This is a genomic window from Streptomyces sp. NBC_00247 (assembly GCF_036188265.1).
GTDB lineage: Bacteria > Actinomycetota > Actinomycetes > Streptomycetales > Streptomycetaceae > Streptomyces.
This window is the reverse complement of sequence record NZ_CP108093.1, coordinates 4,204,340-4,223,776: the sequence shown is the minus strand read 5'-3', so window position 1 is coordinate 4,223,776 and position 19,437 is coordinate 4,204,340. Positions and strand designations below refer to the sequence as shown.

18 protein-coding genes and 3 tRNA genes are annotated in these 19,437 nt (G+C 69.4%); 4 read left to right on the top strand and 17 right to left on the bottom strand.

The genetic code is table 11. The features are described 5' to 3' along the window. Positions 1–43: 43 nt before the first annotated feature. The 9 genes from rpoB to OHT52_RS18175 form a co-directional block, all read right to left on the bottom strand. Positions 44–3,529, bottom strand: coding sequence for a DNA-directed RNA polymerase subunit beta (rpoB, locus tag OHT52_RS18215; protein WP_328721267.1), 3,486 nt, complete (start codon positions 3,527–3,529; stop codon positions 44–46). Between the two features lie 601 nt (positions 3,530–4,130). Beyond that, positions 4,131–4,511 (bottom strand): 50S ribosomal protein L7/L12, encoded by a 381-nt coding sequence (gene rplL, locus OHT52_RS18210; protein WP_328721266.1) that lies wholly within the window; start codon positions 4,509–4,511, stop codon positions 4,131–4,133. Positions 4,512–4,593: 82 nt separating this feature from the next. After that, entirely contained in the window at positions 4,594–5,151 is a 558-nt protein-coding gene (rplJ, locus tag OHT52_RS18205) for a 50S ribosomal protein L10 (protein ID WP_328721265.1), read from the bottom strand. Between the two features lie 306 nt (positions 5,152–5,457). Continuing rightward, positions 5,458–6,369 carry a hypothetical protein gene (locus tag OHT52_RS18200; protein WP_328721264.1) on the bottom strand — a complete coding sequence of 304 codons (912 nt, stop codon included), beginning with the start codon at positions 6,367–6,369 and terminating at the stop codon, positions 5,458–5,460. A 175-nt stretch (positions 6,370–6,544) separates the two neighbouring features. Then, positions 6,545–7,267, bottom strand: coding sequence for a 50S ribosomal protein L1 (gene rplA, locus OHT52_RS18195; protein WP_328721263.1), 723 nt, complete (start codon positions 7,265–7,267; stop codon positions 6,545–6,547). A gap of 83 nt (positions 7,268–7,350) precedes the next feature. Further along, positions 7,351–7,785, bottom strand: a complete 435-nt coding sequence (gene rplK / locus OHT52_RS18190) for a 50S ribosomal protein L11 (RefSeq protein WP_328721262.1) — start codon at positions 7,783–7,785, stop codon at positions 7,351–7,353. Between the two features lie 176 nt (positions 7,786–7,961). Next, positions 7,962–8,864: a transcription termination/antitermination protein NusG gene (gene nusG / locus OHT52_RS18185; RefSeq protein WP_328721261.1), complete on the bottom strand. Its 903-nt coding sequence runs from the start codon at positions 8,862–8,864 to the stop codon at positions 7,962–7,964. Positions 8,865–8,937: 73 nt separating this feature from the next. Then, positions 8,938–9,222: a preprotein translocase subunit SecE gene (gene secE, locus OHT52_RS18180; protein WP_266705301.1), complete on the bottom strand. Its 285-nt coding sequence runs from the start codon at positions 9,220–9,222 to the stop codon at positions 8,938–8,940. Positions 9,223–9,330: 108 nt separating this feature from the next. After that, positions 9,331–9,403: transfer RNA gene (locus OHT52_RS18175), tRNA-Trp, on the bottom strand. Positions 9,404–9,681: 278 nt separating this feature from the next. Between OHT52_RS18175 and OHT52_RS18170 the strand changes: the two genes are divergently transcribed. Beyond that, complete coding sequence (locus OHT52_RS18170) at positions 9,682–10,908, top strand: pyridoxal phosphate-dependent aminotransferase (protein WP_328721260.1); 1,227 nt, start codon at positions 9,682–9,684, stop codon at positions 10,906–10,908. A 137-nt stretch (positions 10,909–11,045) separates the two neighbouring features. Beyond that, entirely contained in the window at positions 11,046–12,068 is a 1,023-nt protein-coding gene (locus OHT52_RS18165; protein WP_328721259.1) for an adenosine deaminase, read from the top strand. A gap of 26 nt (positions 12,069–12,094) precedes the next feature. Here OHT52_RS18165 and OHT52_RS18160 read toward each other — a convergent pair whose 3' ends face one another. From OHT52_RS18160 to OHT52_RS18125, 8 genes are all read right to left on the bottom strand, one after another. Further along, on the bottom strand, positions 12,095–13,150 hold the full coding sequence (locus OHT52_RS18160; protein ID WP_328721258.1) for a UDP-N-acetylmuramate dehydrogenase: 1,056 nt from the start codon (positions 13,148–13,150) through the stop codon (positions 12,095–12,097). 99 nt (positions 13,151–13,249) lie between these two features. After that, positions 13,250–14,695, bottom strand: coding sequence for a DHA2 family efflux MFS transporter permease subunit (locus OHT52_RS18155; protein ID WP_328721257.1), 1,446 nt, complete (start codon positions 14,693–14,695; stop codon positions 13,250–13,252). A gap of 135 nt (positions 14,696–14,830) precedes the next feature. Continuing rightward, positions 14,831–15,469: a TetR/AcrR family transcriptional regulator gene (locus OHT52_RS18150; RefSeq protein ID WP_328721256.1), complete on the bottom strand. Its 639-nt coding sequence runs from the start codon at positions 15,467–15,469 to the stop codon at positions 14,831–14,833. 120 nt (positions 15,470–15,589) lie between these two features. Beyond that, entirely contained in the window at positions 15,590–16,018 is a 429-nt protein-coding gene (locus OHT52_RS18145) for a MaoC family dehydratase (RefSeq protein ID WP_328721255.1), read from the bottom strand. Next, positions 16,018–16,470: a MaoC family dehydratase N-terminal domain-containing protein gene (locus tag OHT52_RS18140; protein ID WP_328721254.1), complete on the bottom strand. Its 453-nt coding sequence runs from the start codon at positions 16,468–16,470 to the stop codon at positions 16,018–16,020. Before OHT52_RS18140 ends, OHT52_RS18145 begins: the two co-directional genes overlap by 1 nt. Before the next feature lie 125 nt (positions 16,471–16,595). Further along, on the bottom strand, positions 16,596–16,760 hold the full coding sequence (gene rpmG / locus OHT52_RS18135; protein WP_003956487.1) for a 50S ribosomal protein L33: 165 nt from the start codon (positions 16,758–16,760) through the stop codon (positions 16,596–16,598). A gap of 89 nt (positions 16,761–16,849) precedes the next feature. After that, positions 16,850–16,922 (bottom strand) — tRNA-Met (locus tag OHT52_RS18130). Between the two features lie 46 nt (positions 16,923–16,968). Beyond that, positions 16,969–17,041, bottom strand: a tRNA-Thr gene (locus OHT52_RS18125). Between the two features lie 340 nt (positions 17,042–17,381). Here OHT52_RS18125 and OHT52_RS18120 point away from each other — a divergent pair. Next, positions 17,382–18,692 (top strand): amidohydrolase family protein, encoded by a 1,311-nt coding sequence (locus tag OHT52_RS18120; protein WP_328721253.1) that lies wholly within the window; start codon positions 17,382–17,384, stop codon positions 18,690–18,692. A gap of 56 nt (positions 18,693–18,748) precedes the next feature. Next, complete coding sequence (locus tag OHT52_RS18115; RefSeq protein ID WP_328721252.1) at positions 18,749–19,405, top strand: SDR family oxidoreductase; 657 nt, start codon at positions 18,749–18,751, stop codon at positions 19,403–19,405. Positions 19,406–19,437: the final 32 nt, after the last annotated feature.

The following is a 19,437-nucleotide window of genomic DNA, read 5'->3' as shown; positions in this document are numbered from 1 at the left end:
CGGGAGGGCCGGCCGGATCACGGGGATCCGGCCGGCCTACCCGTCAGACCTCTTCGACGCTGCTCGGCTCGCGCCGGGACAGGTCGATACCGAGTTCCTCCGCCGCGCGGAAGACGTCCTCGTCCGTGTCGCGCATCTCGATGGACATGCCGTCCGAGGACAGCACCTCCACGTTGAGGCAGAGCGACTGCATTTCCTTGATGAGCACCTTGAAGGACTCAGGGATGCCCGGCTCAGGGATGTTCTCGCCCTTGACGATGGCCTCGTAGACCTTCACGCGGCCGGTCACGTCGTCGGACTTGATCGTCAGCAGCTCCTGGAGTGCGTACGCGGCGCCATAAGCCTCGAGCGCCCACACCTCCATCTCTCCGAAGCGCTGGCCACCGAACTGAGCCTTACCACCGAGCGGCTGCTGGGTGATCATGGAGTACGGGCCGGTCGAACGAGCGTGGAGCTTGTCGTCGACCAGGTGGTGCAGCTTGAGGATGTACATGTAACCGACCGAGACCGGCTCCGGGAACGGCTCTCCGGAACGGCCGTCGAACAGGTTGGCCTTTCCGGTGGGCTGCACCAGGCGGTCGCCGTCGCGGTTCGGGATCGTGGCGTTGAACAGGCCGGAGATCTCGTCCTCGCGCGCACCGTCGAAGACGGGCGTGGCGACGTTGGTGCCGGGAGCGACCTGGTCGGCGCCGATGGCCTGGAGCCGCTTGGCCCACTCGTCACCGAGGCCGGAGACGTCCCAGCCACGACTGGCGAGCCAGCCGAGGTGGATCTCCAGGACCTGTCCCGGGTTCATTCGGGACGGGACACCAAGCGGGTTGAGGATGATGTCGACCGGGGTGCCGTCCTCCAGGAACGGCATGTCCTCGATCGGCAGGATCTTCGAGATGACGCCCTTGTTGCCGTGACGGCCGGCGAGCTTGTCACCATCGGTGATCTTGCGCTTCTGCGCGACGTAGACGCGGACCAGCTGGTTCACGCCCGGCGGCAGCTCGTCGCCCTCTTCGCGGTCGAAGACGCGGACGCCGATGACCTTGCCGATCTCACCGTGCGGCACCTTCAGCGAGGTGTCGCGCACTTCGCGCGCCTTCTCACCGAAGATCGCGCGGAGCAGGCGCTCCTCGGGGGTCAGCTCGGTCTCGCCCTTGGGCGTGACCTTGCCGACGAGGATGTCACCGGCGACGACCTCGGCACCGATACGGATGATGCCGCGCTCGTCGAGGTCGGCGAGGACCTCTTCGGAGACGTTCGGGATGTCCCGGGTGATCTCCTCCGGGCCGAGCTTGGTGTCACGGGCGTCGACCTCGTGCTCCTCGATGTGGATCGAGGAGAGGACGTCGTCCTGCACGAGGCGCTGCGACAGGATGATCGCGTCCTCGTAGTTGTGACCCTCCCACGGCATGAACGCCACGAGCAGGTTCTTGCCCAGGGCCATCTCACCGTTCTCGGTGGCCGGACCGTCGGCGAGCACCTGGTCGGCGACGACCCGGTCTCCCTCGGACACGACGACCTTCTGGTTGACCGAGGTGCCCTGGTTGGAGCGCATGAACTTGGCGATGCGGTACGTGGTGTACGTGCCGTCGTCGTTCGTGACGGTGATGTAGTCCGCGGAGACCTCCTGGACCACACCGTCCTTCTCGGCCTTCAGCACGTCACCGGCGTCGGTGGCGCAGCGGTACTCCATGCCGGTGCCGACGAGCGGCGCCTCGCTCTTGATGAGCGGGACGGCCTGACGCATCATGTTCGCGCCCATGAGGGCACGGTTGGCGTCGTCGTGCTCCAGGAAGGGGATCATCGCGGTGGCGACGGACACCATCTGGCGCGGCGAGACGTCCATGTAGTCGACCTCGGCCGGCGGCACGTAGTCGACTTCACCGCCGCGGCGGCGGACCAGGACGCGGGGCTCGGTGAAGCGCAGCTCGTCGGAGAGGGTCGCGTTCGCCTGGGCGATGACGTAGCGGTCCTCCTCGTCGGCCGTGATGTAGTCGACCTCGTCGGTGACCTGGCCGTCGACGACCTTGCGGTACGGCGTCTCGATGAAGCCGAACGCGTTGACGCGGCCGTACGAGGCGAGCGAACCGATCAGACCGATGTTCGGGCCTTCAGGGGTCTCGATCGGGCACATGCGTCCGTAGTGGGACGGGTGCACGTCTCGGACCTCGAAGCCGGCCCGCTCGCGGGAGAGACCACCCGGGCCAAGAGCCGACAGGCGGCGCTTGTGGGTGAGACCCGACAGCGGGTTGTTCTGGTCCATGAACTGCGACAGCTGGCTGGTGCCGAAGAACTCCTTGATGGAGGCGACGACCGGCCGGATGTTGATCAGGGTCTGCGGCGTGATCGCCTCGACGTCCTGGGTCGTCATGCGCTCACGCACGACGCGCTCCATACGGGCGAGACCCGTACGGACCTGGTTCTGGATCAGCTCGCCGACGTTGCGCAGGCGGCGGTTGCCGAAGTGGTCGATGTCGTCGGTCTCGACGACGATCGAACGTCCGGACTCGCCGACCGTCTCGGTCTCACCGGCGTGCAGCTTGACCAGGTACTTGATGGTCGCGATGACGTCGTCGGTGGTGAGCACGCCGGCGTCCAGCGGCTCGTCGGCGCCGAGCTTCTTGTTCACCTTGTAGCGGCCGACCTTCGCGAGGTCGTAACGCTTCGGGTTGAAGTAGAGGTTCTCGAGCAGCGTCTGAGCGGCCTCACGGGTCGGCGGCTCGCCCGGGCGGAGCTTGCGGTAGATGTCGAGCAGCGCGTCGTCCTGGCCCTGGGTGTGGTCCTTCTCCAGGGTGGCGCGCATCGACTCGTACTCGCCGAACTCCTCCAGGATCTGCTCGGTCGTCCAGCCGAGAGCCTTGAGGAGGACGGTGACCGACTGCTTGCGCTTGCGGTCGATGCGGACACCGACCATGTCGCGCTTGTCGATCTCCATCTCCAGCCAGGCACCCCGGGACGGGATGATCTTGGCGGAGTAGATGTCCTTGTCGGACGTCTTGTCGATCGAGGAATCGAAGTAGACGCCGGGGGAACGGACGAGCTGCGACACCACGACACGCTCGGTGCCGTTGATGACGAAGGTGCCCTTGTTGGTCATGAGCGGGAAATCGCCCATGAAGACCGTCTGAGACTTGATCTCGCCGGTCTCGTTGTTGGTGAACTCGGCCGTGACGAAGAGCGGGGCGGCGAAGGTGAAGTCGCGCTCCTTGCACTCGTCGATCGAGTTCTTCGGGGGCTCGAATCGGTGGTCGCGGAACGTGAGCGACATCGACCCGGAGAAGTCCTCGATCGGTGAGATCTCCTCGAAGATCTCCTCCAGGCCGGACTTGGTGGGGACGTCTTGTCCACTGTCCAGAGCAGCCTCGACGCGAGCCTTCCAGGCGGCGTTGCCGAGGAGCCAGTCAAAGCTCTCGGTCTGCAGCGCGAGGAGGTTCGGAACCTCGAGGGGCTCCTTGATCTTTGCAAAGGAGATGCGCAGCGGGGCGGTGCTGGCACCGTTGTTCGTATTCGCGGTCGAGGCGTTGCGCGAGGCGGCCAAGAGGGGGTCCTTCCGAGGGCTCGGACTCACTACGCGCGTACCGGTCCCATGCCGACACGAAGACGGAAATCCCGGTTCAAGGGGAATCTGTCATCGATGCTCAAGCGTGGGCATGCCCCTGGTGACGGGCAGGAGGCAGCTAACAGGCAGCGCAAAGGGACAGTGTAGCCAAGCGGCACACTGATGTCCAGTCGGGGTTCTCAGAGACCCGCGTCGCTGTCAACAGCTGTTCTCAACACCTTTTCAGCCCTCGCGCGGCTCGTGCCGCGCGCTTCTTTACTTCCCGCTTCGTATCCGATCCATGCCTCGGATGAGGATCGAGATGAAGACGCGTCCTGAGAATTGCGCGCCGCGTGCGGTTCGTCAAGGCCCCCCGGCCCGCTCGCGCCCCCTGAAGCCCACTCCGGGGCTCCTGGGCCCTCACCGGCGCCCTCAGGAGGCGTACGGCGATGATCACCCTACTACCCGCCGACGGAAGAGCAAGGCGGACGACTCGGATACGCCGAAGGGCGACCACCCGGTCGGGTGATCGCCCTTCGCGTTCGCGACGGACCCCGCCTCACGGCAGGGGCGTCGCTGGTGAGTCAGAAGACTCGTGAAGTCACTTGACCTCGACGGAGGCGCCGGCGCCCTTGAGGGACTCGGCAGCCTTCTCGGCGGCCTCCTTGGCGACCTTCTCCAGGACGGGCTTCGGAGCGCCGTCGACGAGGTCCTTGGCCTCCTTCAGGCCGAGGGAGGTCAGCTCACGCACGACCTTGATGACCTGGATCTTCTTCTCGCCGGCACCCGTGAGGATGACGTCGAACTCGTCCTGCTCCTCGACGGCCTCGACGGCGGCAGCGCCACCACCGGCGGCAACGGCGACCGGGGCGGCGGCCGTGACGTCGAACTTCGCCTCGAACGCCTTGACGAACTCGGAGAGCTCGATGAGGGTCAGGGTCTCGAACTGCTCGAGCAGCTCTTCCTGGGACAGCTTCGCCATGATGGCGTCCTTCCACTAAGTCGGCAGGTGCCGGATGTATATGTCGGCGGGCGTACGTAGGGCCCGCTGGACCGCTGAGTGGTTACTCGGCAGCCTCGGCGGGCGCCGGCGTACCGGCACCGCCCTGCTCTTCCTTCTTGGCACGAAGAGCTTCCGCGGTGCGGACGAACTTCGAGGGGAGCGCCTGGAAGAGCGCGGCAGTCTGCGACTGCTTGCCCTTCATGGCACCTGCCAGCTTGGCGAGCAGAACCTCGCGGGACTCGAGGTCCGCGAGCTTCTTGAACTCATCGGCGGACAGCGCCTTACCGTCAAGGACACCGCCCTTGATGATGAGGTTGGGGTTGTCCTTGGCGAAGTCACGAAGACCCTTCGCCGACTCCACCGGGTCACCGGTGACGAAGGCAACCGCCGTCGGACCTGCGAACAGGTCGTCCAGCGTGTCGATCCCGGCCTCGTTGGCCGCGATCTTGGTCAGCGTGTTCTTCACCACGGCGTACTGGGCGTTCTCACCGAGCGAACGGCGCAGCTGCTTGAGCTGGGCCACGGTGAGACCCCGGTACTCGGTCAGCACGGCGGCGTTCGAGCTGCGGAACTGGTCCGCCAGCTCGGCTACCGCGGCAGCCTTGTCGGGCCTTGCCATGAGCGTCGGCCTCCTTCCGGGTGATGAGGACCGCTCAGAAGGGGCCGGGAAAGACGAAACGCCCCAGCACAAGTGCCAGGGCGCGGCTCGACCGGACGAGTCCGGGAGCGTTCCACAGTCACCTGCGCAGGTCGTCCGTCCGTACGGAACCTTCGGTCAGTGCCCCTTCTCGCGAAGGCACACCGACGACCAGCGGTCTTTGGCTTCTCAAGGAGCGTACGCGACCGGGGCCGTGCGGAGCAAATCCGTCCGGAATCCATGGGGTGGGGGAGGTTTGGTCCCTCACCCCATGGGCCATGGGCGGGGTCAGGAGGCGGTCTGCGCGGCCTGACCGGCGATCTCCTTGAAGTCGACCGTGTCCCCGGCCGGGGGCTGGGCGACGCTCACCGCGGAGCCGTAGTCGCTGAAGAAGGAGGTGCTGTTCACCGCACCGTTGGCGCTGTCGGCGCTCGACGTCTGCTTGATCAGCAGGTCGTTCTCGTCGACCCACAGGTCGACGGTCTCCTTGGTGATGCCCGTCTTGGCCAGCTGCTCCTTGAACTCCTTGAGCTGCGCGGCGTCGAGGCCGGCGGTCTTCTCGGACAGCGCGGCGACGTCGACGGTGCCGGTGTAGTGCGTGGTCGCGACGCCCCGGACGTTCTCCTCGCCGATCTTCTTGATGCTGCCGGACGCCAGCAGGGACTCCACGCTCTTCTCGGGCGTGCTGCCCTGCATCTGGTCCTTGAGCACCTCGCCGGAGGCGCCGGCGATCGAGGCGAGGTCCTCGTAGCCGTACCGGATCCAGTGCTTGCCACCGATGGCCTCCGCGAAGCCGTCGCCCATGTTCGCGAAGTAGGCGTCCTTGAGGTACACCGTCCGCATGGTGCCGTCGGGGCTCATCTGCTTCATGGCCTCGGCCATGGTGCCGCCGGTGTACTTGATGGTGACGTCACCGGTGATGCCGTCGGACCAGTCCATGGCACCGGTCATCGTCATCGACATGGTGGTGCCCATCTCGACGGTGCTCTCGATCTTGGCGGATTCGGCTCCGCCGCTCTTCTGCTGCACCTTCTTGAGCGCGGCGATCGGAGACACCGCGGCCGCGGCCGCCGGGCTCTTGTCGCCGTTCTTGGCGCCCGAGCCGCTCGCCTCGTCCGAACCCCCGCACGCCGCCACCGAAGACAGCGCCGCCACCGTCGCGACCGACACGCACACGCGCCGCAGTATCTTGCTCGTCATCACTGAACCCCACCCCTCGTACGTACTGTCGTCCCACCCTCGCACAGAGGGCTGACAGCATCCGGTGCGGCCTCTTCCGTAAGGACCGCCCCCGGATACGAAGACGGGCCCCACAACCACATGGTTGCAGGGCCCATCTACACGCGTGACGCGGCTACCTGGTGAGCACGGGGGCTCAGACGGCGGCCGGGTCCTCCTCGACGAGGAGGTTACGGGTGCGGTTCTGGTCCAGCGGGATGCCGGGGCCCATCGTGGTGGCCAGTGCGGCCTTCTTGATGTAGCGGCCCTTGGCGGCCGACGGCTTCAGACGGAGGATCTCGTCCAGCGCGGCGGCGTAGTTCTCGACCAGCTTCGTCTCGTCGAAGGAGACCTTGCCGATGATGAAGTGCAGGTTCGAGTGCTTGTCGACGCGGAACTCGATCTTGCCGCCCTTGATGTCGTTGACAGCCTTGACGACATCGGGGGTGACGGTGCCGGTCTTCGGGTTCGGCATCAGACCACGCGGACCGAGCACGCGGCCGAGGCGGCCGACCTTGCCCATGAGGTCCGGGGTGGCGACGACGGCGTCGAAGTCCAGGCGGCCCTTCGCGACCTCGTCGATGAGCTCGTCGGAGCCGACGATGTCGGCGCCCGCGGCTTCCGCGGCCGCAGCACGGTCACCGGTCGCGAAGACCAGGACCCGGGCGGTCTTGCCGGTGCCGTGCGGGAGGTTCACGGTGCCACGGACCATCTGGTCGGCCTTGCGAGGGTCGACGCCCAGGCGGAAGGCGACCTCGACGGTGCCGTCGAACTTGGTGGACGCGGTCTCCTTGGCGAGACGGACGGCCTCGAGCGGGGCGTAGAGACGCTCCCGGTCGATCTTCGCGTCCGCAGCGCGGAGGTTCTTGCTGCGCTTCACAACTGCTCCTGTGTGTTTCAGAGTGTGGAGTCGTGGTGCGGACCAGCGCCTGGTCCTACCACTTGAGGCCGTGGAGGCTGGACTCAGCCTTCGACCGTGATGCCCATGGAACGGGCGGTGCCAGCGATGATCTTCGACGCGGCGTCGAGGTCGTTGGCGTTCAGGTCGGGAAGCTTCGTCGTGGCGATCTCGCGGACCTGGGCGGCCGTCAGCTTGGCGACCTTGGTCTTGTGCGGCTCGCCGGAGCCCTTGTCCACACCAGCGGCCTTGAGGATCAGCTTCGCGGCCGGCGGAGTCTTGGTGACGAAGGTGAAGGAGCGGTCTTCGTAGACCGTGATCTCCACCGGCACGACCATGCCACGCTGCGACTCGGTCGCGGCGTTGTAGGCCTTGCAGAACTCCATGATGTTGACGCCGTGCTGACCCAGTGCGGGGCCGACCGGCGGGGCCGGGTTGGCCGCACCGGCGTTGATCTGGAGCTTGATAAGCCCCGTGATCTTCTTCTTCTTGGGAGGCATTGCTCTCTCCGGGTCCTAGTGAGAGTGTTTCGCCGCCATTCCGGTCATCCGGACGGAGGCATACCGCACAACGATAACGGGTATAGCTGCGCGACCAAAAACCGAGCAGGTCAGACCGGCTGCGAAGCCTGTCTGACCTGCTCGGTAAGCATGCGTCCAGAAGGAGGCGAAAGCCGTCAGTTCTTCTGGATCTGGTCGAAGCTGAGCTCGACCGGGGTCTCGCGGCCGAAGATCTCGACGAGACCCTTGACCTTCTTCGAGTCGGCGTTGATCTCGTTGATCGTCGCCTGGAGGGTCGCGAACGGTCCGTCGGTGACGGTGACCGAGTCGCCCACCTCGAAGTCGAGCACCTGGACCTCGACCCGACGGGCCGGAGCCGGCTTGCCCGCGGCCTCGGCGGCCTCGCGAGCGGCCTTCTCCTCGGCCTCGGGAGCGAGCATCTTCACGATCTCGTCCAGGGTCAGCGGGTACGGGTCGTAGGCGTTGCCCACGAAGCCGGTGACGCCGGGCGTGTTGCGGACGACGCCCCAGGACTCGTTCGTCAGGTCCATGCGCACCAGGACGTAGCCCGGGAGCTTGTTCTGGCGGACGTTCTTGCGCTCGCCGTTCTTGATCTGGACGATCTCTTCCTCGGGGACTTCCGCCTGGTAGACGAACTCCTCGACGTTGAGCGAGACGGCACGCTGTTCGAGGTTGGCCTTCACGCGCTTCTCGTACCCGGCGTACGTGTGGATGACGTACCACTCGCCGGGCAGGGTGCGGAGTTCCTCGCGCAGGGCGGCGACGGGGTCGACGGGGGCGGCCGGCTCGGCGGCCTCCTCGGACTCCTCGTCGGCTTCGTCCTCGGCGGACTCGTCGGCGAGCGCCTCGTCGTCGGACTCGTCGGAAGCGTCCTCGTCGGACTCGACCGGAGCGTCCTCGTCGAGTTCGGCGTCGGCGCTCTCGTCAGCAGCTTCGACCTGGTCCGAGGACTCGGAGGACTCGGACTCCGAGGCCTCAACGATGTCGTGCTGGTCCTCGGCGGACTCGAAGGCGTCCGTCCCGGACTCGGCGGCGTCGTTCAGGTTCGGGTCAGACACGATGGCTGCTTCTTCCTGGATACAAATGGGTGGAACATGCGAAAGGGGCGCCGGTGAGGCGCCCTCCGCGGGATCAGCCGAAGACGTACTTGATGACCCGCTGGAATCCGAAGTCAATCACGGTTACGAGACCAATCATGACGACTACGAACACAATCACCACGGTGGTGTACGTGCTCAGCTGCTTGCGCGTGGGCCAGACGACCTTGCGCAGCTCGGCGATGATCTGGCGGTAGAAGAGCGCGAGACGGCCGAAGGGGCCCTTCTTGCCGCGCTTGCCGCCCTTCCGAGTCTTCTTGGACTCGGGCGCTTCATCCTCAGCATCAGGCATGTCGATGGAGCCCACGGCGTCCGTCACGCTACTCACCTGATTCCGGGTCGTGGCCGTGCCGCGCCCGTTGGAGCCGCGCACGGCTGTGCAATGAAGTACGTACATGCGCACACATCCCGGCGAAGGAGTGTGTAGCAGGGCCGGAGGGACTTGAACCCCCAACCGCTGGTTTTGGAGACCAGTGCTCTACCAATTGAGCTACGACCCTTTGTGGTTTCCCCAACCTACCGCATGTTCCCTGGTGACCAGGAAGTCATTCCGGCGCGGTTGGTGAAGGCCAACGACAGGTGAGTGTACGTGTTCACGGGCCCCGCGTCGAACAGAAGATGAGCGGGCCATCCGGACGGAGGCCGGCGGGGCGTGTCCGAGGGCTTCCCGGGGCCCTCGTTCCGGCCCTGGCCAGAGCCCGTGCGGCGGGTTCGGGGACGCCTTCCACCCGTGGGAAAGGCCGCGCAGGGAGGGCTGCGGGTCATGCACCATGGGGGCATGAGCGCTGCAACTTCTCCGACCGAACGCCGGGTCTCCGTCCGCGTCGGTGCGATCTCCGAGTCCGCCACCCTCGCCGTCGACGCCAAGGCGAAGGCCCTCAAGGCCGCCGGCCGTCCGGTGATCGGGTTCGGTGCCGGTGAACCCGACTTCCCGACGCCCGACTACATCGTCGAGGCCGCGATCGAGGCGTGCCGCAACCCGAAGTACCACCGCTACACCCCCGCGGGCGGGCTGCCGGAGCTCAAGGCGGCCATCGCGGCGAAGACGCTGCGCGACTCCGGCTACGAGGTCGACCCCTCGCAGATCCTGGTGACCAACGGCGGCAAGCAGGCCATCTACGAGGCCTTCGCCGCGCTCCTCGACCCGGGCGACGAGGTCATCGTCCCCGCCCCGTACTGGACCACCTACCCCGAGTCCATCCGGCTGGCCGGCGGTGTCCCGGTGGACGTCGTCGCCGACGAGACCACCGGGTACAAGGTCACCGTCGAGCAGCTGGAGGCCGCCCGTACCGAGCGGACGAAGGTCGTGCTGTTCGTCTCGCCGTCGAACCCGACCGGCGCGGTGTACTCCCGGGCCGAGGCCGAGGCGGTCGGCCGCTGGGCCGTCGAGCACGGGCTGTGGGTGCTGACCGACGAGATCTACGAGCACCTCGTCTACGGCGACGCGGAGTTCACCTCGCTGCCGGCCCTCCTTCCGGAGCTGCGCGACAAGTGCGTCGTGGTCAACGGGGTCGCCAAGACGTACGCGATGACCGGCTGGCGGGTGGGCTGGATCATCGGTCCGAAGGACGTCGTGAAGGCGGCGACCAACCTCCAGTCGCACGCGACCTCCAACGTCTCCAACGTCGCCCAGGCCGCCGCGCTGGCCGCCGTCTCCGGTCCGCTGGACGCGGTCGCCGCGATGCGGACCGCCTTCGACCGCCGCCGGAAGACGATGGTGCGGATGCTCGACGAGATCGACGGCGTCCTCTGCCCGGAGCCCGAGGGCGCGTTCTACGCGTACCCCTCGGTGAAGGGGCTGCTCGGCAAGGAGATCCGCGGCAGGCGTCCGGCGACCTCGGTCGAGCTGGCGGCGCTGATCCTGGACGAGGCCGAGGTCGCCGTCGTACCGGGTGAGGCCTTCGGTACGCCGGGTTACCTCCGCCTCTCCTACGCGCTGGGCGACGACGACCTGGCCGAGGGCGTCTCCCGGATCCAGAAGCTGCTGGCGGAGGCGCGCGACTGACCGTGCGCGCAAGCACGGGAGAGTGCCCCCGGGCCGCGGACTTCATGTCCCGGGCCGGGGGCGTTTCTTTGTTCGCCCCCCTCCCCGAAAGGGAAAGCGGCTTCCGCTCCGGGGCGTGGGTGCGGCAGGATCTTCCAATGGAGCGTGATGTACGTCTGTTGCCCAAGGCCCACCTGCACCTGCACTTCACCGGGTCGATGCGGCCCACCACTCTGCTCGAACTCGCCGACAAGTACGGCGTGCGCCTGCCCGAGGCCCTCACCGGCGGTGAACCTCCCGAACTGCGGGCGACCGACGAGCGCGGCTGGTTCCGGTTCCAGCGGCTCTACGACATCGCCCGGTCCTGCCTGCGGGAGCCGGAGGACATCCAGCGCCTGGTGCGGGAGACCGCGCGGGAGGACGTCGCGGACGGTTCCGGCTGGCTGGAGATCCAGGTCGACCCCACCTCGTACGCGCCGCTGCTCGGCGGGCTGATCCCGGCGATCGAGATCATCCTGGACGCCGTGGACAGCGCCTCCCGGGACACCGGGCTGGGGATGCGGGTGGTGATCGCGGCGAACCGGATGAAGCACCCGCTGGACGCCCGCACGCTGGCCCGGCTGGCGGTGCGGTACGCGGACCGGGGCGTCGTCGGGTTCGGCCTCTCCAACGACGAGCGCCGGGGCATGGCACGGGATTTCGACCGGGCCTTCGCCATCGCCCGCGAGGGCGGGCTGATCGCGGCCCCGCACGGCGGCGAGCTGGCCGGCCCGTCCAGCGTCCGCGACTGCCTGGACGATCTGGACGCGTACCGGATCGGGCACGGGGTGCGGGCGGCCGAGGACCCCCGGCTGATGCGCCGGCTGGCGGAGCGCGGGATCACCTGCGAGGTCTGTCCGGCGTCCAACGTGGCGCTCGGGGTCTACGAGAAGCCCGACGACGTCCCGCTGCGGACCCTCTTCGACGCGGGGGTGCCGATGGCGCTCGGCGCGGACGACCCGCTGCTCTTCGGCGCGCGGCTGGCGGACCAGTACGACCTGGTGCGCAAGCACCACGCCTTCACCGACGCGGAACTCGCGGAGCTCGCCCGGCAGTCGGTGCGCGGTTCGGTGGCACCCGAGGACGTGCGGCAGAAGATGCTGACCGGGATCGACGACTGGCTGGCGGCCCCGGCCGCCTGAGCGGGCGGGGGCGGCCCCGCCGGGGCTCAGAGGCTGACGCCGACCGTCACCGGCTCGTTGACCAGGGTCACGCCGAAGGCCTCGCGCACCCCGGCCACCACCTCGCGGGCGAGGGCGAGCAGGTCCTCGGTGGTGGCCTCGCCCCGGTTGGTGAGGGCGAGGGTGTGCTTGGTGGAGATGCGCGCGGGCCCGGTGCCGTACCCCTTGGTGAAGCCGGCCTTGTCGATCAGCCAGGCGGCCGAGGTCTTGGTCCGCCCGTCGCCCGCCGGATAGGCGGGCGGGGTGGTGTCCGGACCCAGGCGCTCCGCGGCGCGGGCGAGGAAGTCGGCGTACTCCCGCTCGTCGAGGACCGGGTTGGTGAAGAAGGAGCCGGCGGACCAGGTGTCGTGGTCCTCGGGGTCCAGCACCATGCCCTTGCCCGCGCGGAGTGCGAGGACGGTCTCCCGGGCGACCGCGGCCGGAACCCGGTCACCGGCCCGGACGCCGAGGGCGCGCGCGGTCTCCGGGTACTTGACGGGTGCGGACAGCCCGTCCGCGTCCTCAAGCTCGAACCGGACGCGCAGGAGGACGTACCGGTCGGGGTGCTGCTTGAAGGTGCTGTGGCGGTAGGAGAAGCCGCACGCGGCGTTGGGCAGGGTCACCGTCTCACCGGAGCGCCGGTCGTAGGCCACGACCTCGCTGATGGTGGTGGAGACCTCCTGGCCGTACGCACCGACGTTCTGGATCGGCGTGGCACCCGCGCTGCCGGGGATTCCCGCGAGGCACTCGATGCCCGCGAGCCCGGCTCCGACGGTACGGGCGACGGCGTCGGTCCAGACCTCGCCCGCCGCGAGTTCGAGGCGGGTGCCGGTCAGCTCGAAGCCCTGGGTGGCGATGCGCAGGGCGGTGCCGTCGAAGCCCTTGTCGCCGATGACCAGATTGGAGCCGCCGCCGATGACCAGGAGCGGGGTGCCCGCGTCGTCGGCCTCGCGGACGGCCGCGATCACCTCGGCATCGGTCGTCGCGGTGACGAGCCGGGTGGCCGGGCCGCCGAGCCGGAAGGTGGTCAGGGGGGCGAGGGGGGCGTCGTGGAGTACCTGCACGGGTCAAGAGTACGGGCCCCGGTCCAGCCGCCCCCGCCGCTCGGGCGGGGTGGCGGACCGGGGCCCGTACGGCGCGGTGCGCGGGCGGTGCGGCGCCGGTCAGGCCGGGACGCGGAGGGCCTGTGCGGCGGGCGCGGACTCGGGCTCCGGCACCTGCGGGCCGCCGCGCCGGCCCGGTACCAGCAGGGCGACCAGCGCGGCGAGGGCGACGACACCGGACCCGATCCAGACCGCGGGCACGGTCCCGTCGGCGAACTGCTGCGGGGAGCCGAAACCGCCCCGGGCGGAGAACACGGAGGCCAGTACGGCGACCCCGAGCGCTCCCCCGACCTCGCGCAGCGCGTTGTTGGCACCGGAGGCGATCCCCTGCTCACCGGGCCGGACGCTGGACATGACGAGTCCGGAAGCGGGCGCGAAGTACAGCGCCATGCCGACGCCGCCGATGATCAGGCCGGGCAGCTGGGCGGCGTAGGAGACGTCCGGACTGAGCACCCGGGCGAAGAGCGCGAGGCCCACCGCCTGGAGCGCGAGGCCGGTGACGACGATGGGCCGGCCGCCGAACCGGTCGCTGAGGTGGCCGGCTACCGGCGCGACCAGGATCGGCATGCCGGTCCAGGGCAGCATCCGCAGGCCGGCCTCGGTGGGCGAGTAGCCGAGCGCGCTCTGCAGGAACTGGCTGAGCAGGAAGATCGAACCGAACATCCCGAGGAACATCAGCAGGCTCGCGATGTTGATGCCGAAGAAGGCCCGGCTGCGGAAGAGCCGCATCGGCAGCATCGGGCGCTCGGCGCGGAAGCCGTGGCGGACGAAGGCACCGATCAGCGCGGTGCCGGCGATGAGTCCGGTGAGAACGGGGGCGCTGGTCCAGCCGTCGGAGTCGGCGCTGACGAGGGCGTACACGATCCCGAAGAGGCCGCCGCTGACCAGCAGGGTGCCGGGGACGTCGAGCCGGGCGTCGGGGGCGTGGGACTCCGTCAGCCGCAGCCGGGCCAGCGGCAGCAGCACGAGGCCGACGGGAACGTTCAGCCAGAAGATCCACTGCCAGGAGATGTGCTCGGTGATGCTGCCGCCGATGAGCGGGCCGCTCGCCACGGCGAGGCCGGTGACCGCGCTGTAGATGCCGAGCACCGCGCCCCGGCGGGCGGCCGGGACGGCGGCGGTGAGCAGGGTGAGGGTGAGCGGCATCATGATCGCCGCGCCGACGCCCTGGACCGCCCGGAAGGCGATGAGTTCACCGATGCCGGGCGAGAGGGCCGCCGCGGCGGAGGCGCCGGTGAAGACGGAGAGCCCGACGAGGAAGAGCCGGCGGCGGCCGAACCGGTCGCCCAGGGCCGCGCCCGTCATCAGGAGCACGGCGAAGGTGAGCGTGTAGGCGTTCACCGTCCATTCGAGCTCCGTCAGCCCGCCGCCGAGGCTCATCCGGATGGACGGCAGGGCCGTGGTGACGACCAGGTTGTCGAGCGCCGCCATGAAGCCGGCGAGGCTGGTGACGACGAGGGCCCAGACGGCTCCCCCGCGCAGGGCTGTGGGCGTGGGCTGATTCATGTCTCCCCCGGAGGGTTAGTTATTGATGACTAACTTTGCTGGGCAGCAAAGGGGCCTCCTCCGGACGCGATGTCCGGCGGGGCCTGAAGCACTGTTCTCAGTGGGGGGACGTGTCGGGTTCCGGAGCGTGGGGGCTCAGGGCGTGGGGCCAGGAGTGTCCGCCCGGGCGGCCTCCGCGGTCCCCGGACCAGGCACGGCGGACTCGGCCCCGGACGCGACGGGTTCGATGCCCGTCGGGCGGCTGTTGTCCCAGAAGCACGACCAGACCCGGTGGTCCGGCGGGAAGCCGAGCGAGGTCAGGGTGTTGATGAGCATGCCGTGGGCGAAGTAGTTCTTGGTGTCGTCGGCATCGGCGCCGAGGGCGAGGTGGACCTCGTCCCACATCCGCGCCCAGGAGGCGCGCACCGAGGCGCCGAACTCGCGGTCGCCCGCCGCCTCGGCCGCCGCGACGGCCGCGTACGTCTGCATCTGCATCAGCAGCTTGTCGGGGTCCTCGGAGATCAGACGCCCGTAGGCCTCCGCCATGCACCTGGCGGAGTCCTCGCCCTGACCCGACTTCACGAGGATGTCCATGGTGTCCGTCAGGCAACGCTCGGCGGCGGCCAGGAACATCGCCTGCTTGCTGGGGAACAGGCGGAAGAGGTACGGCTGCGAGACGCCGACGGCCCGCGCGATCGTCTCCGTGGAGGTGCCGTCGTACCCCCCGCGGGCGAACGCGGTGATCGCCGCGTGGATGACGCTCTCACGCCGCTCGTCCGCACTCATTCTCACCATGCGAGTAAGTTATTGCTCACTCACCAATCGTGTCAAGGAGCCTGCCCGGTACGCGGAAGGGGCACCCGCGCGAAGCGGGTGCCCCTTCCGTACGCCTGCGGCCTCCCGCACGGCGAGGGTTCAGGCGAGACGGACCACGGCGCGGGACATGCCCAGCACCTTCTGGCCGTCGCACACGGCGACCAGGTCGACCCGGACCTGGTTGTCGTCCAGCTTGGCGGCGACCTTGCCGCTGACCTCGATCAACGCGCCCTTGTCGTCGTTCGGCACGACGACCGGCTTGGTGAAGCGCACGCCGTACTCCACGACCGCACCCGGGTCGCCGGCCCAGTCCGTGACCACTCGGACGGCCTCGGCCATGGTGAACATGCCGTGCGCGATGACGTCCGGCAGCCCGACCTCGACCGCGAACTTCTCGTTCCAGTGGATCGGGTTGAAGTCGCCGGACGCACCCGCGTACCGCACCAGCGAGGCCCGGGTGACCGGGAAGGAGCGGGACGGCAGCTCCGTACCGACCTCGACCGACTCGTAAGCGACCTTCGCGGTCATCACGCCTCCTCGGCGGCTCGCGCCACCAGCTTCGTCCAGGCCGTCACGACGTGTGCGCCGGCCTCGTCGTGAACCTCGCCGCGGATGTCCAGGATGTCGTTCCCGGCCATCGACTTGATCCGCTCGATCGTCGAGGTGACCGTCAGCCGGTCCCCCGCCCGCACCGGGCGCGTGTAGGCGAACTTCTGGTCACCGTGCACGACCCGGCTGTAGTCCAGCCCCAGCTGCGGGTCCTCGATGACCTGCCCGGCGGCCTTGAACGTGATCGAGAAGACGAAGGTGGGCGGCGCGATCACGTCGGGGTGACCGAGCGCACGGGCCGCGTCCGCGTCGACGTACGCCGAATGGGCATCGCCCACCGCCTCGGCGAACTCGCGGATCTTCTCCCGGCCGACCTCGTACGCCGGGGTGGGCGGATAGGTCCGCCCCACGAAGGACTGGTCGAGCGCCATGAGCTCGCTACCTCCTGATGAAGAGAAAAAAGAGGGTCGAGGGAGGTCGAAGAAACCAGCCCCACGACCCCATACAACGACACGAGGCCGCCCCCAGTGGGGACGGCCTCGTGTACGAGCCTGTTTCAGCGCGTTTCGCGGTGCGCAGTGTGCGAGTTGCAGCGCGGGCAGTGCTTCTTCATCTCAAGACGGTCCGGGTTGTTACGCCGGTTCTTCTTGGTGATGTAGTTCCGCTCCTTGCACTCCACGCAGGCCAGCGTGATCTTCGGGCGGACGTCGGTGGCAGCCACGTGAGTGCTCCTAAGACGGACGGATGGACGGATGAACGCATAAAAGAGTAGCCGATCGAAGGACCGACCCCACAATCGGCTACCGTTTGTAGCGGTGACCGGACTTGAACCGGTGACACAGCGATTATGAGCCGCTTGCTCTACCGACTGAGCTACACCGCTTTGATGAAAAGGTCCCCCTGCCGAAGCAGGGTTTCCCGATCACCAGAGCCCCAATGCGGAATCGAACCGCAGACCTTCTCCTTACCATGGAGACGCTCTACCGACTGAGCTATTGGGGCGAGCGAGGAAGACATTACACGGTTCTCCGCCGATCCCCCAAATCCGTTTCCGCGCACCCCGTCGACGGCCCCGCGCGAGGTGTCCCCGGGGGCCCACCAAGCCTCTGATCAGGGGCTGAGCGGCGGGGAGCGGAACCACTGGAGTCCCACGGAACCCCTCCGTCCGGGGCGTCCCGTCGCACCTCACCGGTATGACTATTTCGCTCCTCCACGGGACAGGTCGGACTCCGCCCTAGGCTCGGGCCGGTTCGATCTTGAAATCGGCCGTTCCGGCGGCGTTCCGGCACCGTTCCGTCGGCGTCCGGGCGTCGCGAGGACCATCACCCCTCCCGGGAGCGCGATGCCCGACAGCCGGCCGAGGCGGCCCGACCACGACCCTGCGGACGGCCCCGGCCCGGCCCCCGAACCGCTCCTGCTGTGCGGCGCCCGGCTCACCGACGGCCGCCTCGTGGACGTACGGGTGGCCGGCGAGCGGATCGAGGCCGTCGGGGACCCCGGCACCCTCGGCACCCGGGGCTCACGGGTCGACCTGCGCGGCTACCTGCTGCTCCCCGCCCCCGCCGAACCTCACGCCCACGGCGACACCGCCCTCACCGCCCCGGACTGCGACGGTGACCCACGCCGGCCCCAGGACCTGCGCCGGCGCGTGACCGAGGCCGCCCTGCTCCAGCTGGGGCACGGCGCGACCGCGCTGCGCACCCACGTCCGGGTGGGCGGTGCGCAGGGCCTCGGGCCGCTGGAAGCCGTCCTGCAAGCGCGGTACGCGCTGCGCGGACTGGCCGACCTCACGCCCGTCGCGGTCCCCCGGCGCCTCGCCGGAGCCGCCGACGGGGACGTCACGGCTCTGCTCCGCGACGCCGTCGCGATGGGCGCGGGCGCGATCGGCGGGCGCCCGGACCTCGACCCCGACCCGGACGCGTACGTGGAGCGGGCGCTCGCGGTGGCCGCCGAGCACGGACTCCCGGTGGACCTGCACACCGACGCGGCCGACCCGACCCGGCTGGCCCGACTCGCCACGCTGGCAACCGGGTTGACGGCAGGGCAGGGGGCTGGGGCGGGGGCCGGACCGGGCGCTGGGGCGGGGGTCACCATCGGCCCCTGCGGCGGCCTGTCACGGCTGCCTCCGGAGACCGCGAGGCTGGCGGCCGGCCGGCTCGCGGCGGCCGGGGTGACGGTCGTCTGCCTTCCCCAGGGCGGCTGTTCCGGCGCGAAGCGCCGACTCACCGCCCCCGTACGCCTGTTGCGCGCGGCCGGAGTGCGAGTGGTGGCGGGCAGCGGGGCGTTGCGCGACACCGCCAACCCGGTCGGGCGGGGGGACCCGCTGGAGGCCGCGTACCTGCTGGCCTCGCAGCACGGACTGCCCGTCAGGGCCGCGTACGACGCCGTCGCGGACACCGCCCGGCAGGCGATGGGGCTGCCCGGGGTGCGGGTGGAGGCCGGCTTCCCGGCCGAGTTGCTCGCGGTGCGCGGGGACGGCCTCGCGGGCGTGCTCTCGCTCGCGTACAGCCGGATCGTGGTGCACCGGGGGCGGATCGTCGCCCGGACGAGCGCGGTGCGGGAGTACTGCGACTCGGAGCTGCCGGAGCCGTACGGGCTGCCGCGTCAGGGCAGACCCGGCCCGGGTCCCGGCCCGGGTCCCGGCCCGGGTTGATCTTCCGCCGGGCGTGCTCCCGGCGCGCGGGCCCGCTCCGGCGTACGGTCGTGACCATGCGCATTGTCATCGCAGGTGGACATGGTCAGATCGCACTGCGGCTGGAGCGACTGCTCGCCGCGCGCGGGGACGAACCGGTAGGCCTCGTCCGTGATCCGGGACAACGCGGGGACCTGGAGGCGGTGGGCGCCGAAGCGGCCGTCCTGGACCTCGAATCGGCCTCCGTGGACGAGGTGGCCGGGGTGCTGAAGGGCGCGCACGCCGTGGTCTTCGCGGCGGGCGCGGGCCCGAACAGCGGCGCGGGGCGCAAGGACACCGTGGACCGGGCGGCGGCGGTGCTGCTCGCCGACGCGGCCGAACGCGCGGGCGTACGCCGGTACGTCATGGTCTCGGCCATGGGCGCCGACGCCACGCACGCCGGGGACGAGGTCTTCGACGTGTACCTGAGGGCGAAGGGCGCGGCCGACGACGCCGTACGGGCGCGTCCCGGGCTCGACTGGACGATCCTGCGCCCCGGCATGCTCACCGACGACGCCGGCACCGGCCTGGTCCTGCTCTCCCCGTCCACCGGCCGGGGTCCGGTCCCCCGCGACGACGTGGCGGCGGCCCTCGCCGAGCTGCTGGACACCCCGAGTACGGCGGGGCTCACCCTGGAGCTGATCTCGGGCAACGTGCCGGTGGCGGTCGCGGTCCGGAACGTCGCGGGGAACTGAGGGGGCGCCCGGGGTCGCCGGCGCCCTGCGGG